Source organism: Enterococcus sp. S22(2020) (assembly GCF_020295385.1).
In the GTDB taxonomy this organism is placed as follows: Bacteria; Bacillota; Bacilli; order Lactobacillales; family Enterococcaceae; genus Enterococcus_L; species Enterococcus_L dunnyi.
This window is the reverse complement of the sequence record NZ_JACFUD010000001.1, coordinates 233,112-252,333: the sequence shown is the minus strand read 5'-3', so window position 1 is coordinate 252,333 and position 19,222 is coordinate 233,112. Positions and strand designations below refer to the sequence as shown.

Genomic DNA, 19,222 nt, shown 5'->3' with positions numbered 1-19,222 from the left:
TTCTTCGAAAAGATCAATGGCTAGAATGTTTACAAATGAATAACCATAAAGAGAAAAAGGAGTTGGAAAAAAGTGTTAGCTGTTGAAAAAAATAAACGAAGTATCCTCTTAGTTTTTTTTATTTATCTGGTCATCAATTTGGCGATAGGGATAGTGAATTTTCCTTATTTAGATGATGTTGGACGGCAATTATGGGGATATTCAAAATTTGCAGAAGGATATTCACGGTGGGGCAGTGAGATTTTAGCTTGGGTGATACAGGGAAGTAGGCATCTAACTGATTTAGGATTAGTTTCTTCGATTCTAACGGCAATTATTTTAACTATCTCCAGTAGTATCGTCGTATATGTATTAAATGATAAAAAATTACAGATCATTCCAATGATCGTATCCACGATCGTCGGGATAAATCCTTGGTTTCTTCAAAATATAAGTTTCAGATTTGATGCTCCTTTTATGGCATTCAGCATTTTGTTCTCAGTCATTCCATTTCTTTGGTGGGAGGGCAAGCAGTATTTCTTTTTCTGGATATCGGTTATCGGCGTTTTTCTTATGTGTAATACCTATCAAGCGTCTTCTGGCGTATATCTTCTTTTAGTATTGGCTTTGTCCTTCAAAAGAATTTTGGAAAACGAAAAATGGATAGAGATCCTCAAACAAATAGCGTTGTCAGCGTTAGCTTATATTGTTGCTATGGGGAGCTATGTACTTGAAATGAAATTTAACCCTGAATTAGCAAATAGAGGCGGCAATGTTGCAATAGCCTCTCTAAAAGATATTCCAGCGGTTATCTTTATTAATAGCAAAATGTATTTGCAAAAAATTATAGAACAAAGTACGCGCTTATGGATATTATTCGTTATAGTTTTGTTGATAGTGTTCATTTTTGTTCACGTTATTACAGCTAAAACTAAAAGAGCTAATGTCTTCTTTTTTTCTTTTGTTTATTTGATTTTAGGATCAATATTAAGCTATGGTGTTTTCTTGATATTCTCAGAAAAATTAGCTTTAGCAGCGCCAAGATACGCATATGGATTTAGTATTTTTGTTGCTATAACGCTGATCTTACTTCTTAATCGATTGCCTATGATTCCTAGTTTATCAATACCGATACAAGGAATAATCACTCTATTTTGTTTCTATTTACTGTCATTTCCTTTTGTCTATGCCTCATCTTTGTCCTATCAACTTGATGCATTTGAACGTCAAAGCCTTGTGTTAGCATCAGATTTAAAGGATTTAGTACTTTCAGATAAGCAAAAGGTCTATTCAAACACTCTTTTTAAAGAATCACCTGTATTTGAAAATACTGCTAAAAATTACCCGATCTTAAAAGATTTAGTACCAACAAATACAGCACTTTTCTGGCCAAATCAAGTGCTATTCAAAACATATTCAGGTATGAATATTGATATCCAACCTTTTAACTTAGAAGAATTCCAATCCGATGAAAAAGAACGAAAGAAGTCGGACTATTATTATGATATTTACCAAAAAAATCAGGATATTTATATTATTGTTAAGTAAGCAAAATCAATTAGTGTGATTGATATGCGTGATGAAAAAAGCTGGTCGTTATTTCTATATTGCTACTATTAGACAGAGATAAAAGGGTAAAGCTCGCAATGGATTTAAAAAGGTATTGGATGGTTTAGAAAATAAATCAGGTGAAGCTTATAGGACAAAAAATTTAAGTGCTTTTTCTATCAATAATCGATTCTGTGGTTCAAATGAGTATTGACGTAGCTTTTAAAGAGGAAACTCAAAAGTTACAGATAAAAAAATTTGTTCAAAATAAATTAAATTTATTCTTTAGAGAGCGTGTCATCTAAGTGAATGGATTGAAATTGCAATCTGATACAACGTAAATTGTTTTATCAAGTATTTTGTTTAGAAGATAACTCAACCAGTTATCCTCTAAACTTTTTTTATATAAAAATTTACTGTAACGAACAAAATAGCTGCGAGATTACCTTTATCGAATCAGATAAAGGTAAGAAATAATAAAAATAATAATTGACTTGTTGAAAGGATGTTTTATAATAGAGTAAATGAGAGTGCTTAAAAATATTTATGCTAGATGAAAAATATTTAGTTTTTTGATTTACTTTGGCTAGAAGGAGGAGTTCTGTGGGAATGATCAAAGAGGCTACAGCTGTCATTTTATGTGGAGGAAAAAGTACAAGAATGGGCTTTGATAAATCTTTGCTAAAAGTCAATGGAGAGTTCGTTCTACTTAGAACAGTAAAACAGCTCCAAAAAATTTTTCCTAAAGTATTGCTCGTAGCAAATCAAAGAACAAAATTTCCAGCTGTTTTTTCTCAAGTGGCTATCATTGAAGATCATTACCATGAAAAAGGGCCTTTGGGCGGTTTAGCAACTGGACTGGAAGAAATAGAAACAGAATATCTATTTTTAGTTGCTTGTGATATCCCTAACTTGACCGTTGATTTGATTCGAATCATGGAAAAGTATTTATCAACGTATCAAATTGTATTGTGTCAGCAAAAAGGATGCCTAGAACCTTTATTTGCTTTTTACCATCGTTCTTGTTTGTCTGTCTTTCAACAGCAGCTTACATCAAAAAATTGGCGCATAGCAAAAGAATTCGATCGATTTTCAGTTAAGATCATTACATTAGAAACGTCTACGACTATCAACAATGTGAACACGCCAAAAGAACTTGTCTTTTGGAATTAAAATAAAGTGACATGAAAGGAGTACAGGATGGATTTTGACAGCAGTCAGGAAGTCGTCAGCAGTTTAGGGGATAAAGCAAAGGCAAAGACGAAATTATCATTTGTTCGGTTGAGCATTTTAGGAATTATGGCAGGCTCTTTTATTGCACTGGGGTATTTATCGTTTGTCAGAATTACAGGAACTGTTCCTGAAACGTGGGGCAGCTTTGCGACGTTTTTAGGAGGTTGTTTATTTCCAATTGGATTGGTAGCGCTTACTTTTGTGGGCGGTGAGTTAGCAACAGGAAATATGATGGTGATGACTTTAGGATTGATGCAAAAGAAAATTACGAAAAAAGATGTGATTTATAATTGGCTGATCGTATTGATCACCAATTGTCTTGGCGGTTTTTTGGTCGCTTTTTTCTTCGGTCATATCGTTGGTTTGACTGAAGGTGCATTTCTAGAAAAAACGCTCTCTGTGGCACAGGCAAAAATCAATGATACGCCGCTTGTAGCATTTGTTTCAGGTATTGGCTGTAATATTTTTGTTTGTCTAGCTGTCTATTTGGGTGCCATGGGGAAAACTTATTTAGGCAAGATTTTTGGGCTATGGTTTCCTGTAATGGTTTTTGTTGTTTGCGGATTTCAGCACGTTGTAGCGAACGCATTTATCATTCCCGCAGCGATTTTTTCTAACGCAAGCAACATCCAGTGGTCTGAATACTTAATCAATACAGTGGTTGTTTTTTTCGGGAATGCAGTCGGCGGCAGTCTATTTTTAGCGGTACCTTTGATGTTTGTCACAACTGAGAAAAAAGAAGCAGAAGAGCTAAGTGTAGGTGGCGTGTATGAAAAAACTTGAAATGCCTCTGATGGTTCAGATCGGTTCTACAGGACGTAATAGTGGTAAGACAACGCTTGCGAAAACTTTAATAGAAAAAGGACAACCGTTTTTCCCTATCTATGGCTTAAAAGTCATTACGATCAGCGGTGCTAAAGGGAAATGCCAACGAGGAGAAACAGGTTGTGGGATATGTACAAGTATTGACGAAGGGTATGAATTGATCGAAGAAAAAAACGCCAGTGGGTCCAAAGATACGATGCAGCTATTAAGAGCGGGGTGCGAAAAGGTCTATTTATTAAAGGTTTTTTACGATCATTTATTGGAAGGTCTTTTAGCTTTTCAACAAGTAGTTCCTGCAGATACAGTAGTCGTTTGTGAATCGAATTCTGTTCGTGAGGTAGTTGAACCTGGATTATTCATCATGATGAATAATCAGAAAGGAATGAAGAAAACTGCAGCAAAAGTGATCGATCGAGCAGATTTGGTTTTGAATTCTCCAGAATTACCCAATCATTTCGATCTCGTCAAAACCAATTCGGGTATTTATTATAACAAAAAGGATAAGGATAGGAGAGCAAAAATATGGGGTTAAGTTTGAAAGAGAAAGAAGCAATTATTTTTGAAAATGATTCTGATCCACAACGCATATTAAATATTTTCCTCGACATTCAATTTGCGTCAGAGGAAGGATATATCGATGAAGAAACAGCAAAGCTGGTTGGAAGTCATTTAGGCTTATCGGAAGCGCGTGTTTATGAGCTGTTAAGTTTTTACGCTATTTTGAAGACAGAACCACAAGCAAAATATGTTCTTAAAATTTGTAACAGTACTCCTTGTTTATATACAGGAGGAGACATGTTGGCAGAAGTATTAGAAACGATTCTAGAGGTTCCGATCGATCAGGCAACTCCGGATGGATTGTTCATGTATCATAGTATTCCTTGTATTGGTGCATGTGATCAAGGTCCAGTCATTAAAATCAAAGATACAGTATTTAGTGATTTGACAGAAGAAAAAGTATATCAGCTGATCGACGACTTACGCAATGGCTGCTATCAGGAACTATAGGAGGAAAAGAGATGATCAAACGAAATCAACCTGTTTTGCTGGAACGAGTCAACAAAATGGAACATGCGACGGATGTAGCAGAATATGAACGTTATCAAGGGTTTGAAGGGCTGAAAAAGGTAATAGAAATGGATAAGGAAACCATTTTAGATGAACTGGATATTGCTCATTTACGCGGCAGAGGCGGAGCTGCCTTTCCTTTAGGCAAAAAATGGCGACACTTGTACGGCTCCAAAGGAGATACAAAATATATCGTATGTAATGCTGACGAAGGTGAGCCGGGAACTTTTAAAGATAAAGCATTATTGGCACATGATCCACTTAGTGTGATCGAAGGGATGGTCATTGCAGGATACTTATTTTCAGCTAAGGCTGGCTATATCTATATGCGGGGAGAGTATCGGCGTATTCAAAAGGTTTTTCAAGAGGCGCTGGATCACGCAGAAGCAGCAGGTTTTTTAGGCGATAATATTTTAGGTATCGAAGGCTTTGATTATAAAATTACGATTATTTCAGGAGCAGGTGCTTATGTATGTGGTGAAAATTCAGCCTTGCTAAATTCAATTGAAGGTAAAACGGGGCGACCAAGAGTAAAACCGCCTCATTTAGCTGATGTGGGGTTGTATTTAAAACCTACATTAGTCAATAATGTTGAATCTTTTGCGGGAATTCCTGTGATTTTGCGAGAAGGCGGACAGGCCTACCGTGATCTAGGCACCGAAGATGGCGGTGGAACAAAATTGATTTGTTTATCTGGTCATGTGAAGAATCGAGGATTATATGAAGTAAACCTAGGGACACCTTTACATGAAATTATCTATTCAGACGAGTATGGCGGCGGATCATCTACAGGGAATCCATTGAAATTTATTCATTTTGGCGGACAGTCTGGACCGATTGGTGCTGTTAAAAATTTAGATGATTGTATTTATTCATATGAAGGGTTATGGGAGAAGAATTTGTCGATCGGTTCAGGAGCTATTGTTGTCATGGACGATCAGGTCAGTATTGTTGATTACTTGGTACAAGTAGCAGTTTTTTTTGCACATGAATCTTGTGGGAAATGCACACCTTGTCGTTTAGGAACAACGAGAATCTTAGAACTATTGACAAAATTCAATAAGAAACAGGCGGAATCAGGTGACCTTGAACGTCTTGAACATATGCTGACACATGTCACGAATCTTTCAGCGTGCGGCTTAGGTCAATCTGTAGCGAATCCGATGAGAAGCGGTTTAAACTATTTTCCAGAAGAATTTGAAGCTGGACTGAAAGAAGCTGCTGTACCAGTTAAAGGGGGGCTTTGGTAATATGGAAACGATGATCAAAACACAAACTGTGACCATGTCTATCGATGGGCAACAGGTTACTGTACCGAAGGGAACAACAGTATTAGAAGCTGCAAAGACGCTTGGTATCGATATTCCTACATTGTGTCACTTAAAAGAACTGGCTCCGGATGGCTCTTGCCGCATGTGTGTGGTAGAGGTTGAAGGTGGAAGAAAAGGCGGACTGAATACGGCTTGTACAGCACATTGCCAAGAAGGTATGGTGGTTCATACAGGATCGCCAAGAGTCAATGATTCCCGTCGTTTCATTTTAGATCTATTATTGAGTAATCATAAATTAGAATGCTTTTCTTGCGGGAAAAACGGCGATTGTAAATTACAGGACTACTGTATGGAATACGGTATTGATGATACTACGTTTACAGAAGGAAAAAGGATGCCATGTCACCAAGAGGACACCAGTAACCCTTTCTTTACCTATGATCCTGAAAAATGCATCATGTGCCGTAAGTGTTCGAGAGTGTGCCAATTACGTCAAGGTAGAGATGTGATCAGCATTGCTAAACGCGGATTTGATACAAAAATGACACCAAGCTATGAAGCCTCCTTTGATCAGTCTTTATGTGAATCTTGTGGAAATTGCGTGTCAGTCTGTCCAACAGGTGCTTTAGTGGCGAAAGAGCGCAAAACTCATAGAGCATGGGAAACAAAAAAAATTCCGACGACCTGCCCGCACTGTGGAACAGGGTGCCAAATGAATTTAGTAGTCAAAGGAAACAAGCTGGTTGGCGTTGAACCGATCAATGGTGCAGCAAATAAAAATCTTTTATGCGTAAAAGGTAAATTTGCTTCCTACAAATTTGTTGGTTCAGGGGATCGATTGACTGAACCTTTGATCAAGCGTAATGGTGTTTTTGAACCTGCGACTTGGGATGAAGCATTGACTTTAGTGGCAGATAAATTCAAACAAATCAAAGCGAATGATGGACCAGATGCTCTTGCAGGTTTTTCTTGTTCCCGCTCGATCAATGAAGATAATTATGTGTTTCAAAAAATGGTTCGAGCAGCATTTGGTACGAATAATGTCGATAACTGCGCCCGAGTTTGCCATTCAGCTTCTGTTCATGGGCTAGCCCATACCTTAGGTTCAGGTGCAATGACCAATCCAATTGCGGATATTACGACAGATGTCGATGTGATTTTACTTGTGGGCTCTAATCCAGAAGAAGCACATCCGGTGATCGGTGCTCAAATACGTCAGGCGATGCAGCGCGGTACCAAAGTGATCGTTGTTGATCCAAGAAAGATCGATCTAGTTAAAAATAGTGAATTACATTTGCAGATCCAAGCAGGGACCAATGTCGCTTTTGCTAATGGGATGATGCATGTGATCTTAAAAGAAGGCTTAGCAGACCGGAAATTTATCGAGGAAAAAACAGAAGGTTTTGAAGCTTTAGAACAGCTAGTTGCAGAATACACACCGGAAAAAGTAGCCGAAATTTGTCATATCGAAGCAGATGATCTAATCAAAGCAGCCAGACTATATGCTAAAGCTGAAAAAGCGCCGATTATTTACTGTTTAGGTGTAACAGAGCATTCTACTGGAACCGAAGGCGTCATGAGTATGTCTAATATGGCGATGCTAGTCGGAAAAATCGGAAAGCCCGGCTGTGGTGTCAATCCTTTACGTGGCCAAAACAATGTACAGGGAGCTTGTGATATGGGCTGTATGCCGTTTGATTTCCCAGGGTATCAAAAAGTTGCAAATCCGGAAGTCATCGAAAAATTTGAAAAAGCTTGGAATGTTAAGCTGAATCGAAATGTCGGAATGACTTCTACTCAAGTATTGCCGGAAGCATCTGAAGGGAAAGTTAAGGGATTATATATCTTTGGTGAAGATCCGATCGTGACAGATCCTGATACGAATCATGTTCGCCATGCGTTGGAAAATCTAGAATTTTTAGTTGTTCAGGAATTATTTATGACAGAAACTGCAGCGTATGCGGATGTTGTATTACCAGGCATCAGTTATGCTGAAAAAGATGGGACGTTCACAAATACTGAGCGAAGAGTTCAAAGAGTTAGAAAAGCAGTTGAACCAATAGGAAGCGCGCGACAAGATTTTGAGATTTTCTGTGAGGTGATGACTCGCCTAGGCTATCCTTGTCATTATGATTCAGCTAAAGAAATCATGGAAGAAATTGCTGCAGTAACCCCAACTTTTGGTGGTATCACTTATGAGCGTCTGGAAGAAACTGGAGGACTGCAATGGCCTTGCCGTACCTTAGATGATCCTGGAACACCAATTATGCACGTAGGGAATTTTACACGCGGCAAAGGTCTATTTATGGCTATCCCATACAAAAAAGCAAGAGAGCTGCCGGATGAACAGTACCCATATTTAATGTCGACTGGTAGAATGCTTTATCACTATAATACGAGAGCGATGACGGGCCGAACCGAAGGAATCAATCAAATTGCTGGTCGTTCATACATTGAGATCAATAGTGTCGATGCTGGTCGTCTTGGAATTCAAGAAGGGGATAAAGTCAAAGTTAGATCAAGACGCGGGACGATCGAAACTTATGCAGCAGTAGGAAATCGCGTGTTCCCGCAAGAAGTCTTTATGACCTTCCATTTTCCAGATGGAAATGTCAATGAACTGACAAATGCTGTGTTTGATGATATTGCGATCATCCCTGAATATAAGGTTTGTGCGGTAGATATCGTTCCAATCAAATAAGAGGAGGGACGTCAATGATCGAAGTAGAAGCAGCACAGGAAAAAATTCGACAAGCTTTTCCTCGTCAAAATAATCGTGAATCTGTTTCGATTTTAGAAGCTGCTGGTCGAGTGTGCGCAGAAGACATTTTCGCTAGAGTAGCTGTACCTACATTTTCCAGAGCGGGGATGGACGGCTATGCAGTGATTGCCGCCGAAACAATAGGGGCAAGTGAAGAGCAACCTGTTTGTTTGGCTGTTGTAGGAAGCATTTATGCAGGAGATCAAGAAATCCAAACAACAGAAAAACAAGGTGTTGCATATAAGATCATGACTGGAGCACCAATTCCGACAGGTTTTGATGCAGTGATCAAGCAAGAATGGACAGATTACGGCATAGAGAAGGTTGAACTTTATCATGAGGCAAGCAAAGGGCTGAATTATGGAGGAATCGGTGAGGATGTTTTTGAAGGTCAAAAGATCGTGGCAAAAGGACAACTGATCAATAGCCGAACAGTAGGGATTTTAGCGGCACAGGGAATGGAAACTGTACTAGTTTTTCAGCCGTTAAAAGTAGGACTTATAGCGACTGGCACGGAATTAGTTTCACTTGGAAATTCTCTGACTTCAGGAAAAATCTATGACAGCAATCTTTATACGTTAGCTTCTTTTATTCAGGCTAGCGGCAGTCAGCTGCTATTTAAAGAACGTTGTCCTGACAGCATTGAAGAACTTTCTGAAATGATCAAAGAAAAAATAGCGACCGTTGATGTACTGATTACGACTGGCGGCGTCTCAGTAGGAGAAAAGGATTATTTGCCGGAAGTCATTGATAAAATAGGCGGCCAGAAACTCTTTCATTGTGTAAATATGAAACCTGGCACACCGGTCATGGCTAGTTGTTATACTGATCGTTTGATTTTAAGTTTATCAGGGAATCCTTTTGCTTCTGTGGTCAATTTACATTTATTTTATTGGTCATTCTATGCACATTTTATGCAATGTCCTGAATTAAATCTACAGTCTCGAAAGGTTCAGCTAGGATCTGATTTAACGTTTTCAGGCATTCGTAGGTTTATCCGCGCGTATGAAAAAGATGGAGTGGTTTCACTTATTTCAGATCAGCATTTTTCCTCTGTTTTTCATAATACATTGGAAACGAATTGTTTGATCGATCAGCCGGCAAAAACATCTTTAAAACAAGGGGAGAATGTGACTGTTTATTATTGGAAGCTTTGAAAAAAGTTTTGGCAGAACAATTTAATGATAAAAAAAGAAAGTACTCCCAAGCATTATCGGGAATACTTTCTTTGTTAGTGCAGCTTTTCATTCATTAGAAGCTATTTTTTGATTCTGTAATTGCCGCTGGAATGTCTTATCTCTAGCTCATAAGAATTTTCTGCTGTGCTAGTTTTGCTGGTAACAAATACATTATTGTTTAATTGCCCGTAATAAGGTTTTCCGTTTGTTACTTCTGCCAAATATTTACTATTTTCAATGATAACAATTTTGTAATTTTTGAAAAGATCATTTGCAAAAGTAACCGTCACTTTATTATTGTTCAAATTTATTTCAGTAATCATTGATTCAAAAAATAATTGTTGTGCTGCATTAATTTTTTGAGTGAGTGTTTCTTTTACGCTGCCTGTCATTTGTCCGACTTGGGCACGTAAGCTGTCTAGTTTTTCTTGTGTGACGCTTGGATCCAACTGACGGTCTGCTGTTACCAACGCATTTATTTCATTTTTTAATAAAAGCTCTGATTTCTTGATTTCTGCTACAGTGTAAGTTTTATGTGGAAGACGGAATTGTACGGCAAAACTGTCCTGATCCATCTTATTAGACATGCGTAAGCTGTTTTTAGATAAATTACTGTAATACGGCTTTCCTTTAGCAACTTCTGCAATATATTTATTATTGCCTAGGATGACGATTTTATTATAAGCTTTAAACCTATTATCAAAGAAATCAACCTGAAGAACACCCTGTTCATTTAAAGAGATATCATCAATCAAATAGCCTAAATATCTTTCCTCTAATGTTTCTAGCAAATATAACAGTTTCTCTTTGATTATAGTATCTGTAACATTATTTATTTTCCCTCTCAGATCATCCAACTTAGCTTGATCAATAGTCATAACTATTTCGTCGCCTAAATGAAGATATTCAGTAAGCTGTTTTTTTAACTGATCAGTGATGATAGAACCTCTGTAAAGTTGGAATGTACCATCTGCATTTCTTGTTTCGATACGGATAACATCAGTTGCTTCCAATTGGATATTTCTTATCCAGCTATTTTGTTTTAAATAGCTATAGGCAGGTTTTTTATTCGTCAGTTCTGCAATATACTGATCATTTTTGATTAATACTATTTTTTGCCCTTCAAAGATATTATTTTGATAAGTTGTAAGAGCGACATTTACGTTAGATTCAGAAAGAGAAATCGTATTAAACAAACGCATAGGTAATTTTTTAGTTGTTTTATTATCATTCAACCAAATCTGTTCGGGTAATTTATTCAATTGTTCATTTTTTTCTCTTGTGGCGTCATCGATGTTAAATCCCCATTGTTCAAAATAAGGTGTCATATCATAACCAGTGATTGTAGAAACATTTGTCATAAAATTCTGTATGCGCTCAGCGTCAGTTGAATAAGAAAGCTGATTTTCACGATAATATTGGTGTAAAGTAGGATAAAACTGATCACCAAATGTGTTTGATAATTGTCCAAAAAAGACCATTTTTAACTCGTTGCTTTGTTTTTCAAAATCTTTGTCTTTTGAATTTAGATAGGAATGCATTTTCGGATAATGTTTATCTAGAGCACCTATTTTCCCAGTGACTTCTTTTTCGGCAGCCATTGAATAGATATTTACAGTGGATTCTGTTACTGATCCCCATTTCCAAGGACTCTGTTGTCTTTGATGACCACTTTCATGCCAAATTCCCCAACCATTATTCGTTTGCAGTAATCTACTTACTGCTGCATCACCATTAAAGCCCAGGTATTCATTTGTTGCATACATATACATTTTACCTACTTCAATAAAATGTTGAAAATGGCGATCAGTATAATTTGCAGGATTACCAGTATCACTAATTCCGGAAACACGATCTTGTGCTAATAAAAATTTGTCATAATACTCCATCAGTTGTTTAGGGTCTTCAAGATATTTTTTTGCTCGGGCATAACTAACAGTGATCATCGCTTTATTACTTACTAGCTGTACGTCAGCAGCATCTGTTTGTTCTTCCATTTGTTTTTGAAAGTCGCTGACATTCGTCGCGTTTAAGTCAAAATAAGGCATCGAGCCTGTTGCTCCTGAAATCGTTACTAATGCGCTGCCGCTATCATTTGGATTTGTGATATAGATAGCCCCGTCATTTTCTACAGCAATGACATTTTCCCCACGATTTAAACGAACACGTTTTTGTGTGTTACGTTCAGGTGTCCCCAGCACTAATTCAAGAGAATCTTGATCGCTGACATTGACGTGTAACATATCGCCTTTTTTTCCATATAATCCCGAAGCTTCTAAGCTAGAATAGCGTAGTGTTCGTAGCTGTCGTTTTTGTTCATTTGCAGCATTTCCTCGACCTAAAAACACTTTACGTATTTCTTTTCGCTCAGATGTCTGCAACGTTTCTGATTGAGTTTCAGCTGTTGCTTCTTTTGTTTCGTTTGACTCTTCTGCATACGTTTCGCTGTGTCCTAAAATGGCCAGAGAAAATAGCAGGCAAACAGGTAACCATTTTTTCATTTTCTTCCTTCTTTCGATTTTATTAAAGGGAATATTGTTCCCCAAAAAGTATCATACTGTAAAAAAAGAAAAAATAAAAGTATATATTGGTAAATAATTATTTCTTTTAGATTTTTATTTTTATTTTTATGTTATTTGACATGTTGTTGAACTAAAATTGAAAATATTTTGAAAAGAATAGTGGATGACAAAAATAGCTAAAAAAAATTATTTATATCAGATTGTTTTTTTTAAGGTGTAGTGATACACTTGTGAGGAAGAGAACAAATTTGTATTTTAATTATTTGAAAGCGTTTTAAAGGGGTGTGGAAATGGATGAAAAAAGACGATTCACTCATATCAATGAGCAAGGTCAGGCACAGATGGTCGATGTGGGAGAAAAACCATTGACTAAAAGAGTTGCTATTGCATATGGCGAAATCCATATGCATCAAACGACTGCTGAAGCAATTAAAAATCAGACGATAAAAAAAGGCGAAGTCCTTCAAGTTGCCAGAATTGCAGGGATCATGGCAGCGAAAAAAACATTTGAGTTGATTCCGTTATGTCATTTACTTGCACTGACCAAATGTGAGATCGATTTTCGGTGGCAATCAGAAGAAGTCTTAGCTGTTGAATGCTTGGCAAAAACAGTAGGAAATACAGGTGTTGAAATGGAAGCTTTGACAGGCGTGAATGTTACTTTATTGACGATCTATGATATGTGTAAAGCAATGGATCGTGAGATGACGATGACCAATATCGGTTTAATAGAAAAATCTGGTGGAAAAAGTGGCATGTTCAAAAGAAGTGATATCTAAACAAGGAGAGTAGGAAGGGCGCGGAGAAAATGAGGGATTCTTTCAATCGCGAAATTGATTATGTACGTTTATCTGTAACAGATCGCTGTGATCTACGCTGCACGTATTGTATGCCGGAAAAGGGCATGTGTTTTTTGAAAAAGGAAGAAGTGTTGTCACAAGAAGAGATTCTATTTTTATTAACAGCGTTGGCTGAACAAGGCATCAAAAAGGTCAAAATCACAGGTGGTGAACCTTTAGTAAGAAGAGATACAGTCGCTTTGATTGCGAAAATCAAAGAGATCAAAGGGATCGAAAAGGTGACGATGACAACGAATGGTATTCAGCTGGTACGTCATGCGCAAGCATTAAAAGATGCCGGATTAGATGGCCTAAATATCAGTATTGATACACTCGATCTAATAGAATTTAGAACAATTACGAGAGTTGGTGAATTAACCCGAGTGCTGGATGGGTTAAAAGCAGCCCTCAAAGTAGGCTTGCCCAATATAAAGATCAATACAGTCGCCAGAGGTGAGCTGACAGATCAAGAAATCGTAGAAATAGCTGGATTAGCACAAAATGAAGCCCTTCATGTTCGTTTTATTGAACTGATGCCGATCGGTTTAGGAAAAGGCTGTCCTGGACGAACGCAAGAAGAACTTTTTTCAGTGATACAGTCAGCTTACGGACGCTTGGATCCTTTTGAGCAACGCTTAGGGAATGGACCAGCAAGTTATTTTTCATTACCAGCTTTTCAAGGCAAGATTGGATTTATTAGTGCATTAGGGCATTGTTTCTGTGCTGCATGTGATCGCATTCGCATTACTGCAGATGGTAATCTCAAGACATGCTTGCATATGGACGAAGGATGTTCTTTAAAACCTGCCTTGACTGCTCAAAATAAAGAGCTGTTATTGACTCAGATTTTTTCAGCTATTCAGCAAAAACCGGAAAAACATCATTTTTTAGAAACACAGGGAGATTCCCGTTTCATGTCACAAATTGGAGGGTAAGACGATTATGGCTACAGGAGAAATTATTGGTATCAATATTAGTGAACGAAGAGGAACACAGAAAAAAGAGATTCCAGAAGTTGATTTAGTAAAAGGCTTCGGTTTAGCGGATGATGCTCATGGTGGAAATTGGCATCGTCAAGTCAGCTTATTGTCTTTTGAAAAAATCACCGAATTCAATGAGCGTGGGGCTCGTGTTGGCAATGGCGCATTTGGTGAAAATATTATTGTTTCAGGAATCGACTTACGTAGATTGCCAGTAGGTACAAAAATCCAGATCGGAGATGCGTCTTTGGTCGTGACCCAAATCGGAAAAGAATGCCACAAGCATTGTCAGATCTATGCCCGCGTTGGGGACTGCATTATGCCTAGAGAAGGAATCTTTGCGGTCGTCGTAGATGAAGGTCATATCAAAAAAGGTGATACGCTTGAAGTTGTATAGATTAGGCATCATCACGCTCAGTGATAAAGGAGCGCAAGGACTGCGACAAGACGAGTCTGGGGATTTAATAGAAAAAATGCTGAAAGACCAATTTGAGATCATTGATCGAATCCTTATTCCAGATGAAAAAGAAGCGCTGAAGCAGACCTTGATCGACTGGTGTTCGACATGTGAGTTGATTTTAACTACTGGCGGAACAGGATTGGGCGTGAGAGATATCACACCCGAAACGACAATGAGTATTGCTGATAAAGAAATTCCCGGAATCAGTGAAGGGATGCGTATGCTTAGTATCAAAAAGACACCGTTCGGTATGTTAAGCCGCGGCGTGGCAGTTCAACGCGACAAGACATTGATCATCAATCTACCTGGAAGCCCAAAAGCTGTTGAAGAAATTTTGACTTATCTTCAGCCGATTCTATCACATGCGCTCGACATTTTAACGGATCGTAAAACAGAGCATTAAATGGAGGAAAACGATGAAAGTAGTAAAAACGATCGATTCACAAGGGTTGGTCCTCTATCAAGACATTACTAAAATCGTCAAAGGTGAGTTCAAAGGCGTGGCTTTTCGAAAAGGACATCGTGTGACTGCAGAAGATATTCCGATACTGCTCTCGTTAGGAAAAGAACATTTATTTTTACGATCAGAACAGTCGAACTTGATCCATGAAAATGAAGCAGCTGACTTTTTGTATCAACTTCTAGCGAGTGAGTTTATGAACGCAACGCCAGTTTCAGAAGGAAAGATAGAAGTAGTTGCTGAACGTGATGGACTACTAAAAGTCGATCGAGAATCATTGTTTAGACTAAATGCAGTTTCGGGGATGGCCGCTGCAACACTTCCCACGAATCAAAAAGTCCGTGCCGGACAAAAAATAGCTGGTACGCGAATCATTCCCTTAGAAATTGAATCAGCTGCTTTGGTCGAAGCTGAACAAGCTGTAGGGACCGACCCTATATTGTCGTTGATTCCGTTTGAAAAAGTGACGATCGGTATTGTGACGACTGGCAGTGAGATCTACAATGGTTTGATCAAGGATGCGTTTGGCCCAGTGATCAAAGAAAAGCTGGCTGACTATCCGACAGCAGAAATCAAGTTTCATACGATCGTCAATGACGAACCTAATCAAATCACTCAGGCCATCGAGAATATGCTGGAAGCTGGAGCAGATATTATTTTTTGTACCGGTGGGATGAGTGTGGATCCGGATGATCGAACACCTTTAGCTATCAAGCAGACTGGAGCAGAAATCATTTCTCATGGGACACCTGTTTTGCCGGGATCGATGCTTTTACTTGCGTACTTAAATGAAAAGACGATCGTCGGTTTGCCTGGCGGAGTCTTATATTCTAAACGTACGGTGTTTGATTTATTGTTGCCTCGGATCATGGCCAAAGATAGCATAAATAAAGCTGAAATTATCGGTTTGGGTTACGGCGGTTATTTATAGTCGTAGTGAAGGAGTGAAACGATGAAGCACCTAAGAAAATCATGTATTCTAGGCTGGATCTTCGCAGTATGCTTTCTTTTATCCGCTTGCACAGCCAATGACACCAAAAAAACAACGACCGCAAATTCCGCTAGTCAGTCAAAAGAACATCATTTATTGATCGCAGCAGCTGCCAGTTTAGAGGCAGTCATGGAGAATCAGATCATTCCCGCATACATCAAAGAGCATCCAATGACGACGATCGAAGGCAATTATGATAGTTCGGGGAAACTCCAAACGCAAATCGAAAAAGGTTTGGAGGCCGACATATTTTTTTCAGCTGCAACAAAACAAATGGCTGCGTTGACTGAACAAAAATTGATCGAAGAAAAAAGTGTCGTACCGCTGCTGAAAAATCAGCTAGTGATGATCGTACCGAGTGTATCTAAGGAAAATTGGCACTCATTCAGTGATCTGAACAAGGCAGAAACGATTGCAGTCGGCGATCCAGCGAGTGTTCCAGCAGGACAATACGCTGAAAAGGGACTAAAAGCAACTGGTGATTGGGCATATGTGAGAGAACATGCGAGCTTTGGTACGAATGTTACAGAAGTTTTGAATTGGGTCGCAGAGGGAAGTGCCCAAGTTGGACTGGTTTATGCAACGGATGCTGCCTCTGGTAATAAAGTAAATGTCGTTGCTGTGATGCCTGATGACATACTTGATGAACCGATCATCTATCCAGTAGGAATCGTCTCAAGTTCGAAAGAAAAAGAGATGGCGGAAAGCTTCCTTACATTTTTACAAAGTGAGGAAGTCGCAAAATATTTTGAAGATACAGGGTTTATTATCAATAAGTAGGTGAGTCTGATGGATTTAAGTCCAATTATTATTTCATTCAAAACAGCGATCGTTGCAATCATTTTTACTTTTTTCAGTGGTACGATCATTGCTTATTTGATTTTCCGTATGAAAAAGCAAAATTTAAAACTCATTTTCAATAGCTTATTTACCTTGCCGCTGGTGCTACCGCCAACGGTTTTTGGCTTTTTCTTACTTGATATTTTTGGTGTCCAGCAGCCGATTGGGAAGTTTTTGCTGGATTTTTTTGCGGTAAAAGTCGTTTTTTCATGGAAAGCAACAGTGATTGCGGCAGTAGCTGTATCCTTTCCATTGATGTATCGCTCCGCAATCGCAGCCTTTGAGCAAATTGATGGGGATCTTTTTTCTGCTGCACGAACTTTGGGATTCTCAGAAATGAAAATTTTCTTCAAAATCGCTTTGCCTTTATCTTTGAATGGTTTATTGGCTGGTGGAGTTTTAGCGTTTGCCAGAGGATTGGGTGAATTTGGTGCTACAACGATGCTGGCAGGAAATATCGCAGGAAAAACACGAACCTTACCATTAGCGATCTATTCAGCTGTCGCTGCTGGAGATTGGGCTTTAGCTCAAAACTATGTGTGGGTCATCGTCATTATTTGCTTATTGATTCTTTTTATGACGGAATTTTTTGGTCGAAAGTCATGGAGGCATAAATCATGAAACTAAGCGTGGATATCAAAAAAAGACTGCAGAACCATACATTGCGCGCTGCCTTTGATATAGAAGCAACTACTTTAGGTGTTTTAGGCGCTTCCGGCTGCGGAAAAAGTATGCTGCTAAAATGTATTGCTGGAATTGAAACGCCAGATTCAGGTCGGATCCAATTAGGTGATCGAGTGTTATTCGACAAAGAAGCGACTATCGATTTGTCACCACAAAAACGAAATGTAGGCTTATTATTTCAACAATACGCCTTGTTTCCCCATTTAACGGTGTATAAGAACTTAGCTAGTGTCACAAAGAATCGTCAGCTGATTTCAGAACTGTTAGAGATGTTTCATTTAGAAAACAGCCGAAATAGCTATCCGCATCAAATCTCCGGCGGTCAAAAGCAGCGTGCTGCGTTAGCGCGGATGTTAGCCTCAGAGCCGGAATTATTGTTGCTGGATGAACCTTTTTCTGCGTTGGATACTTCATTGAAGGAAGAGCTTCAGCTTGAGTTACAAAAGCGTTTGTCTTCTTTTAGCGGAAATATCTTGATCGTCAGTCATAGCTTAGATGAGCTGTACCGTTTGTGTCCTGAGCTGATGATCATGACGGAAGAGACTTGTTTGCTGGGAGAAACAGATACCTTATTTAAACAACCGCAAACCCTAGCAGCAGCCCAGCTAACAGGCTGTAAAAATATTTTCCCGATAAAACGAATAGATACGCATACGGTTTTAGTGACTGGTTGGTCCGTACCTTTGACCGTAGCACAAGAAGTATTGCCGAGACATTCTCATATTGGGATCAGAGCTCATGATTTTCTATTGGATACTTCGGGAGTGAATCAATTAGAGGTCGAGTATGGTTTTTCACAGCAAACACCTTTTGAACAAAATAGCTGGTTTTCTCACCGTGGGACAAAGCTTTGGTGGAAAGGCAGTAAACAGATAGCAGTAGATCAGGTAAAACAACTAACGGTGAAGTCTGATGCGATTATGCTGTTGACAGAGTGAAGAGCAAAAAACGAAGATTTTATGCTTCGTTTTTTTATTGAGATAAACTAATCGTTAACGACTAAAAGAAGAAAAACTTGCAATTGATACAAAGTAATGCTATCCTTATCTCTCTTAAAACGAAATGATTACGATTTGAAGGAAGGAGATAAGAATATGGCGAAAAAATCAAAAATTGCCAAAGCAAAACAACAACAAGCATTGGTCGAAAAATATGCTGAACTACGACAAGAATTAAAAGCAAATAAAGATTACGCAGCACTGGCAAAATTACCAAAAGATTCAAACCCTAATCGCTTAAAAAACCGCGATTTGATCGATGGACGACCAAGAGCGTATATGCGAAAATTCAGCATGTCACGGATCAATTTTAGAACGCTGGCACATGCAGGGCAAATTCCCGGCGTACATAAAGCTAGCTGGTAATAAAAAAGCTTTTGGGGGAGAAACAATGGAAAAACAAGACATTTCAAGTGCACGCAGAAGATTAAAATGCACCAATCGAAAGACACGTAAACGTGCACTGAAGATCATTCAGCAGTATAATCGGGAGAAAAGAAATCGAACGATGGCTTTAACCAACGCTAATATGATCAATAGTTGAAAAAGAAAATGACCATTTCTTCTATAAAAAAGTAAAGTATT

General features: G+C 38.5%; 19 protein-coding genes. 18 read left to right on the top strand and 1 reads right to left on the bottom strand.

The features are described 5' to 3' along the window. The first annotated feature begins 72 nt into the window (after positions 1-72). From H3T55_RS01145 to H3T55_RS01110, 8 genes are all read left to right on the top strand, one after another. Positions 73-1,527, top strand: a complete 1,455-nt coding sequence (locus H3T55_RS01145; protein ID WP_225533046.1) for a glucosyltransferase domain-containing protein — start codon at positions 73-75, stop codon at positions 1,525-1,527. A 609-nt stretch (positions 1,528-2,136) separates the two neighbouring features. Next, positions 2,137-2,700 carry a molybdenum cofactor guanylyltransferase gene (locus H3T55_RS01140; RefSeq protein WP_225533227.1) on the top strand — a complete coding sequence of 188 codons (564 nt, stop codon included), beginning with the start codon at positions 2,137-2,139 and terminating at the stop codon, positions 2,698-2,700. 27 nt (positions 2,701-2,727) lie between these two features. After that, on the top strand, positions 2,728-3,543 hold the full coding sequence (locus H3T55_RS01135; RefSeq protein WP_225533047.1) for a formate/nitrite transporter family protein: 816 nt from the start codon (positions 2,728-2,730) through the stop codon (positions 3,541-3,543). Continuing rightward, positions 3,530-4,117, top strand: a complete 588-nt coding sequence (locus H3T55_RS01130; RefSeq protein WP_225533048.1) for a hypothetical protein — start codon at positions 3,530-3,532, stop codon at positions 4,115-4,117. The genes H3T55_RS01135 and H3T55_RS01130 overlap by 14 nt, the downstream gene beginning before the upstream one ends. Further along, positions 4,108-4,593: an NAD(P)H-dependent oxidoreductase subunit E gene (locus H3T55_RS01125; protein ID WP_225533049.1), complete on the top strand. Its 486-nt coding sequence runs from the start codon at positions 4,108-4,110 to the stop codon at positions 4,591-4,593. Before H3T55_RS01130 ends, H3T55_RS01125 begins: the two co-directional genes overlap by 10 nt. A gap of 11 nt (positions 4,594-4,604) precedes the next feature. Next, entirely contained in the window at positions 4,605-5,903 is a 1,299-nt protein-coding gene (locus tag H3T55_RS01120; protein WP_225533050.1) for an NADH-quinone oxidoreductase subunit F, read from the top strand. A gap of 1 nt (position 5,904) precedes the next feature. Continuing rightward, positions 5,905-8,625 (top strand): formate dehydrogenase subunit alpha, encoded by a 2,721-nt coding sequence (gene fdhF, locus H3T55_RS01115; protein ID WP_225533051.1) that lies wholly within the window; start codon positions 5,905-5,907, stop codon positions 8,623-8,625. A 14-nt stretch (positions 8,626-8,639) separates the two neighbouring features. Continuing rightward, positions 8,640-9,842, top strand: coding sequence for a molybdopterin molybdotransferase MoeA (locus H3T55_RS01110; RefSeq protein ID WP_225533052.1), 1,203 nt, complete (start codon positions 8,640-8,642; stop codon positions 9,840-9,842). 101 nt (positions 9,843-9,943) lie between these two features. On the opposite strand, the gene H3T55_RS01105 is transcribed toward H3T55_RS01110, so the two are convergent. Then, positions 9,944-12,364, bottom strand: coding sequence for a M60 family metallopeptidase (locus H3T55_RS01105; protein ID WP_225533053.1), 2,421 nt, complete (start codon positions 12,362-12,364; stop codon positions 9,944-9,946). Between the two features lie 311 nt (positions 12,365-12,675). On the opposite strand from H3T55_RS01105, the gene moaC reads away from it, so the two are divergent. The 10 genes from moaC (at position 12,676) to H3T55_RS01055 (ending at position 19,181) form a co-directional block, all read left to right on the top strand. Further along, complete coding sequence (moaC, locus tag H3T55_RS01100; protein ID WP_087639635.1) at positions 12,676-13,164, top strand: cyclic pyranopterin monophosphate synthase MoaC; 489 nt, start codon at positions 12,676-12,678, stop codon at positions 13,162-13,164. A gap of 29 nt (positions 13,165-13,193) precedes the next feature. Beyond that, positions 13,194-14,159, top strand: a complete 966-nt coding sequence (gene moaA / locus H3T55_RS01095) for a GTP 3',8-cyclase MoaA (RefSeq protein ID WP_225533054.1) — start codon at positions 13,194-13,196, stop codon at positions 14,157-14,159. Between the two features lie 7 nt (positions 14,160-14,166). After that, positions 14,167-14,601 (top strand): MOSC domain-containing protein, encoded by a 435-nt coding sequence (locus tag H3T55_RS01090; protein WP_087639637.1) that lies wholly within the window; start codon positions 14,167-14,169, stop codon positions 14,599-14,601. After that, on the top strand, positions 14,594-15,067 hold the full coding sequence (locus H3T55_RS01085) for a molybdenum cofactor biosynthesis protein B (RefSeq protein ID WP_176372787.1): 474 nt from the start codon (positions 14,594-14,596) through the stop codon (positions 15,065-15,067). Before H3T55_RS01090 ends, H3T55_RS01085 begins: the two co-directional genes overlap by 8 nt. Before the next feature lie 13 nt (positions 15,068-15,080). Next, positions 15,081-16,055 carry a molybdopterin-binding protein gene (locus H3T55_RS01080; protein ID WP_225533055.1) on the top strand — a complete coding sequence of 325 codons (975 nt, stop codon included), beginning with the start codon at positions 15,081-15,083 and terminating at the stop codon, positions 16,053-16,055. Positions 16,056-16,076: 21 nt separating this feature from the next. Continuing rightward, positions 16,077-16,895, top strand: a complete 819-nt coding sequence (modA, locus tag H3T55_RS01075) for a molybdate ABC transporter substrate-binding protein (RefSeq protein WP_225533056.1) — start codon at positions 16,077-16,079, stop codon at positions 16,893-16,895. Positions 16,896-16,904: 9 nt separating this feature from the next. After that, a complete protein-coding gene (gene modB / locus H3T55_RS01070; protein WP_087639641.1) occupies positions 16,905-17,576 on the top strand; it encodes a molybdate ABC transporter permease subunit in 672 nt (223 codons plus the stop codon). Further along, positions 17,573-18,577: a sulfate/molybdate ABC transporter ATP-binding protein gene (locus H3T55_RS01065; protein ID WP_225533057.1), complete on the top strand. Its 1,005-nt coding sequence runs from the start codon at positions 17,573-17,575 to the stop codon at positions 18,575-18,577. The genes modB and H3T55_RS01065 overlap by 4 nt, the downstream gene beginning before the upstream one ends. Before the next feature lie 156 nt (positions 18,578-18,733). Next, on the top strand, positions 18,734-19,003 hold the full coding sequence (gene rpsN, locus H3T55_RS01060; protein ID WP_225533058.1) for a 30S ribosomal protein S14: 270 nt from the start codon (positions 18,734-18,736) through the stop codon (positions 19,001-19,003). Positions 19,004-19,028: 25 nt separating this feature from the next. Continuing rightward, the gene (locus H3T55_RS01055; protein WP_225533059.1) at positions 19,029-19,181 is read left to right on the top strand and encodes a putative metal homeostasis protein; all 153 of its coding nucleotides are present in this window, start codon (positions 19,029-19,031) and stop codon (positions 19,179-19,181) included. Positions 19,182-19,222: the final 41 nt, after the last annotated feature.

Excerpts from the sequence above, each read along its gene's own strand:
- H3T55_RS01140 (WP_225533227.1), top strand. The coding sequence starts at position 2,137 with ATGATCAAAGAGGCTACAGCTGTCATTTTATGTGGAGGAAAAAGTACA.
- H3T55_RS01135 (WP_225533047.1), top strand. The coding sequence starts at position 2,728 with ATGGATTTTGACAGCAGTCAGGAAGTCGTCAGCAGTTTAGGGGATAAA.
- H3T55_RS01130 (WP_225533048.1), top strand. The coding sequence starts at position 3,530 with ATGAAAAAACTTGAAATGCCTCTGATGGTTCAGATCGGTTCTACAGGA.
- H3T55_RS01125 (WP_225533049.1), top strand. The coding sequence starts at position 4,108 with ATGGGGTTAAGTTTGAAAGAGAAAGAAGCAATTATTTTTGAAAATGAT.
- H3T55_RS01120 (WP_225533050.1), top strand. The coding sequence starts at position 4,605 with ATGATCAAACGAAATCAACCTGTTTTGCTGGAACGAGTCAACAAAATG.
- fdhF (WP_225533051.1), top strand. The coding sequence starts at position 5,905 with ATGGAAACGATGATCAAAACACAAACTGTGACCATGTCTATCGATGGG.
- H3T55_RS01110 (WP_225533052.1), top strand. The coding sequence starts at position 8,640 with ATGATCGAAGTAGAAGCAGCACAGGAAAAAATTCGACAAGCTTTTCCT.
- H3T55_RS01105 (WP_225533053.1), bottom strand. The coding sequence starts at position 12,364 with ATGAAAAAATGGTTACCTGTTTGCCTGCTATTTTCTCTGGCCATTTTA.
- moaC (WP_087639635.1), top strand. The coding sequence starts at position 12,676 with ATGGATGAAAAAAGACGATTCACTCATATCAATGAGCAAGGTCAGGCA.
- moaA (WP_225533054.1), top strand. The coding sequence starts at position 13,194 with ATGAGGGATTCTTTCAATCGCGAAATTGATTATGTACGTTTATCTGTA.
- H3T55_RS01090 (WP_087639637.1), top strand. The coding sequence starts at position 14,167 with ATGGCTACAGGAGAAATTATTGGTATCAATATTAGTGAACGAAGAGGA.
- H3T55_RS01080 (WP_225533055.1), top strand. The coding sequence starts at position 15,081 with ATGAAAGTAGTAAAAACGATCGATTCACAAGGGTTGGTCCTCTATCAA.
- modA (WP_225533056.1), top strand. The coding sequence starts at position 16,077 with ATGAAGCACCTAAGAAAATCATGTATTCTAGGCTGGATCTTCGCAGTA.
- modB (WP_087639641.1), top strand. The coding sequence starts at position 16,905 with ATGGATTTAAGTCCAATTATTATTTCATTCAAAACAGCGATCGTTGCA.
- H3T55_RS01065 (WP_225533057.1), top strand. The coding sequence starts at position 17,573 with ATGAAACTAAGCGTGGATATCAAAAAAAGACTGCAGAACCATACATTG.
- rpsN (WP_225533058.1), top strand. The coding sequence starts at position 18,734 with ATGGCGAAAAAATCAAAAATTGCCAAAGCAAAACAACAACAAGCATTG.
- H3T55_RS01055 (WP_225533059.1), top strand. The coding sequence starts at position 19,029 with ATGGAAAAACAAGACATTTCAAGTGCACGCAGAAGATTAAAATGCACC.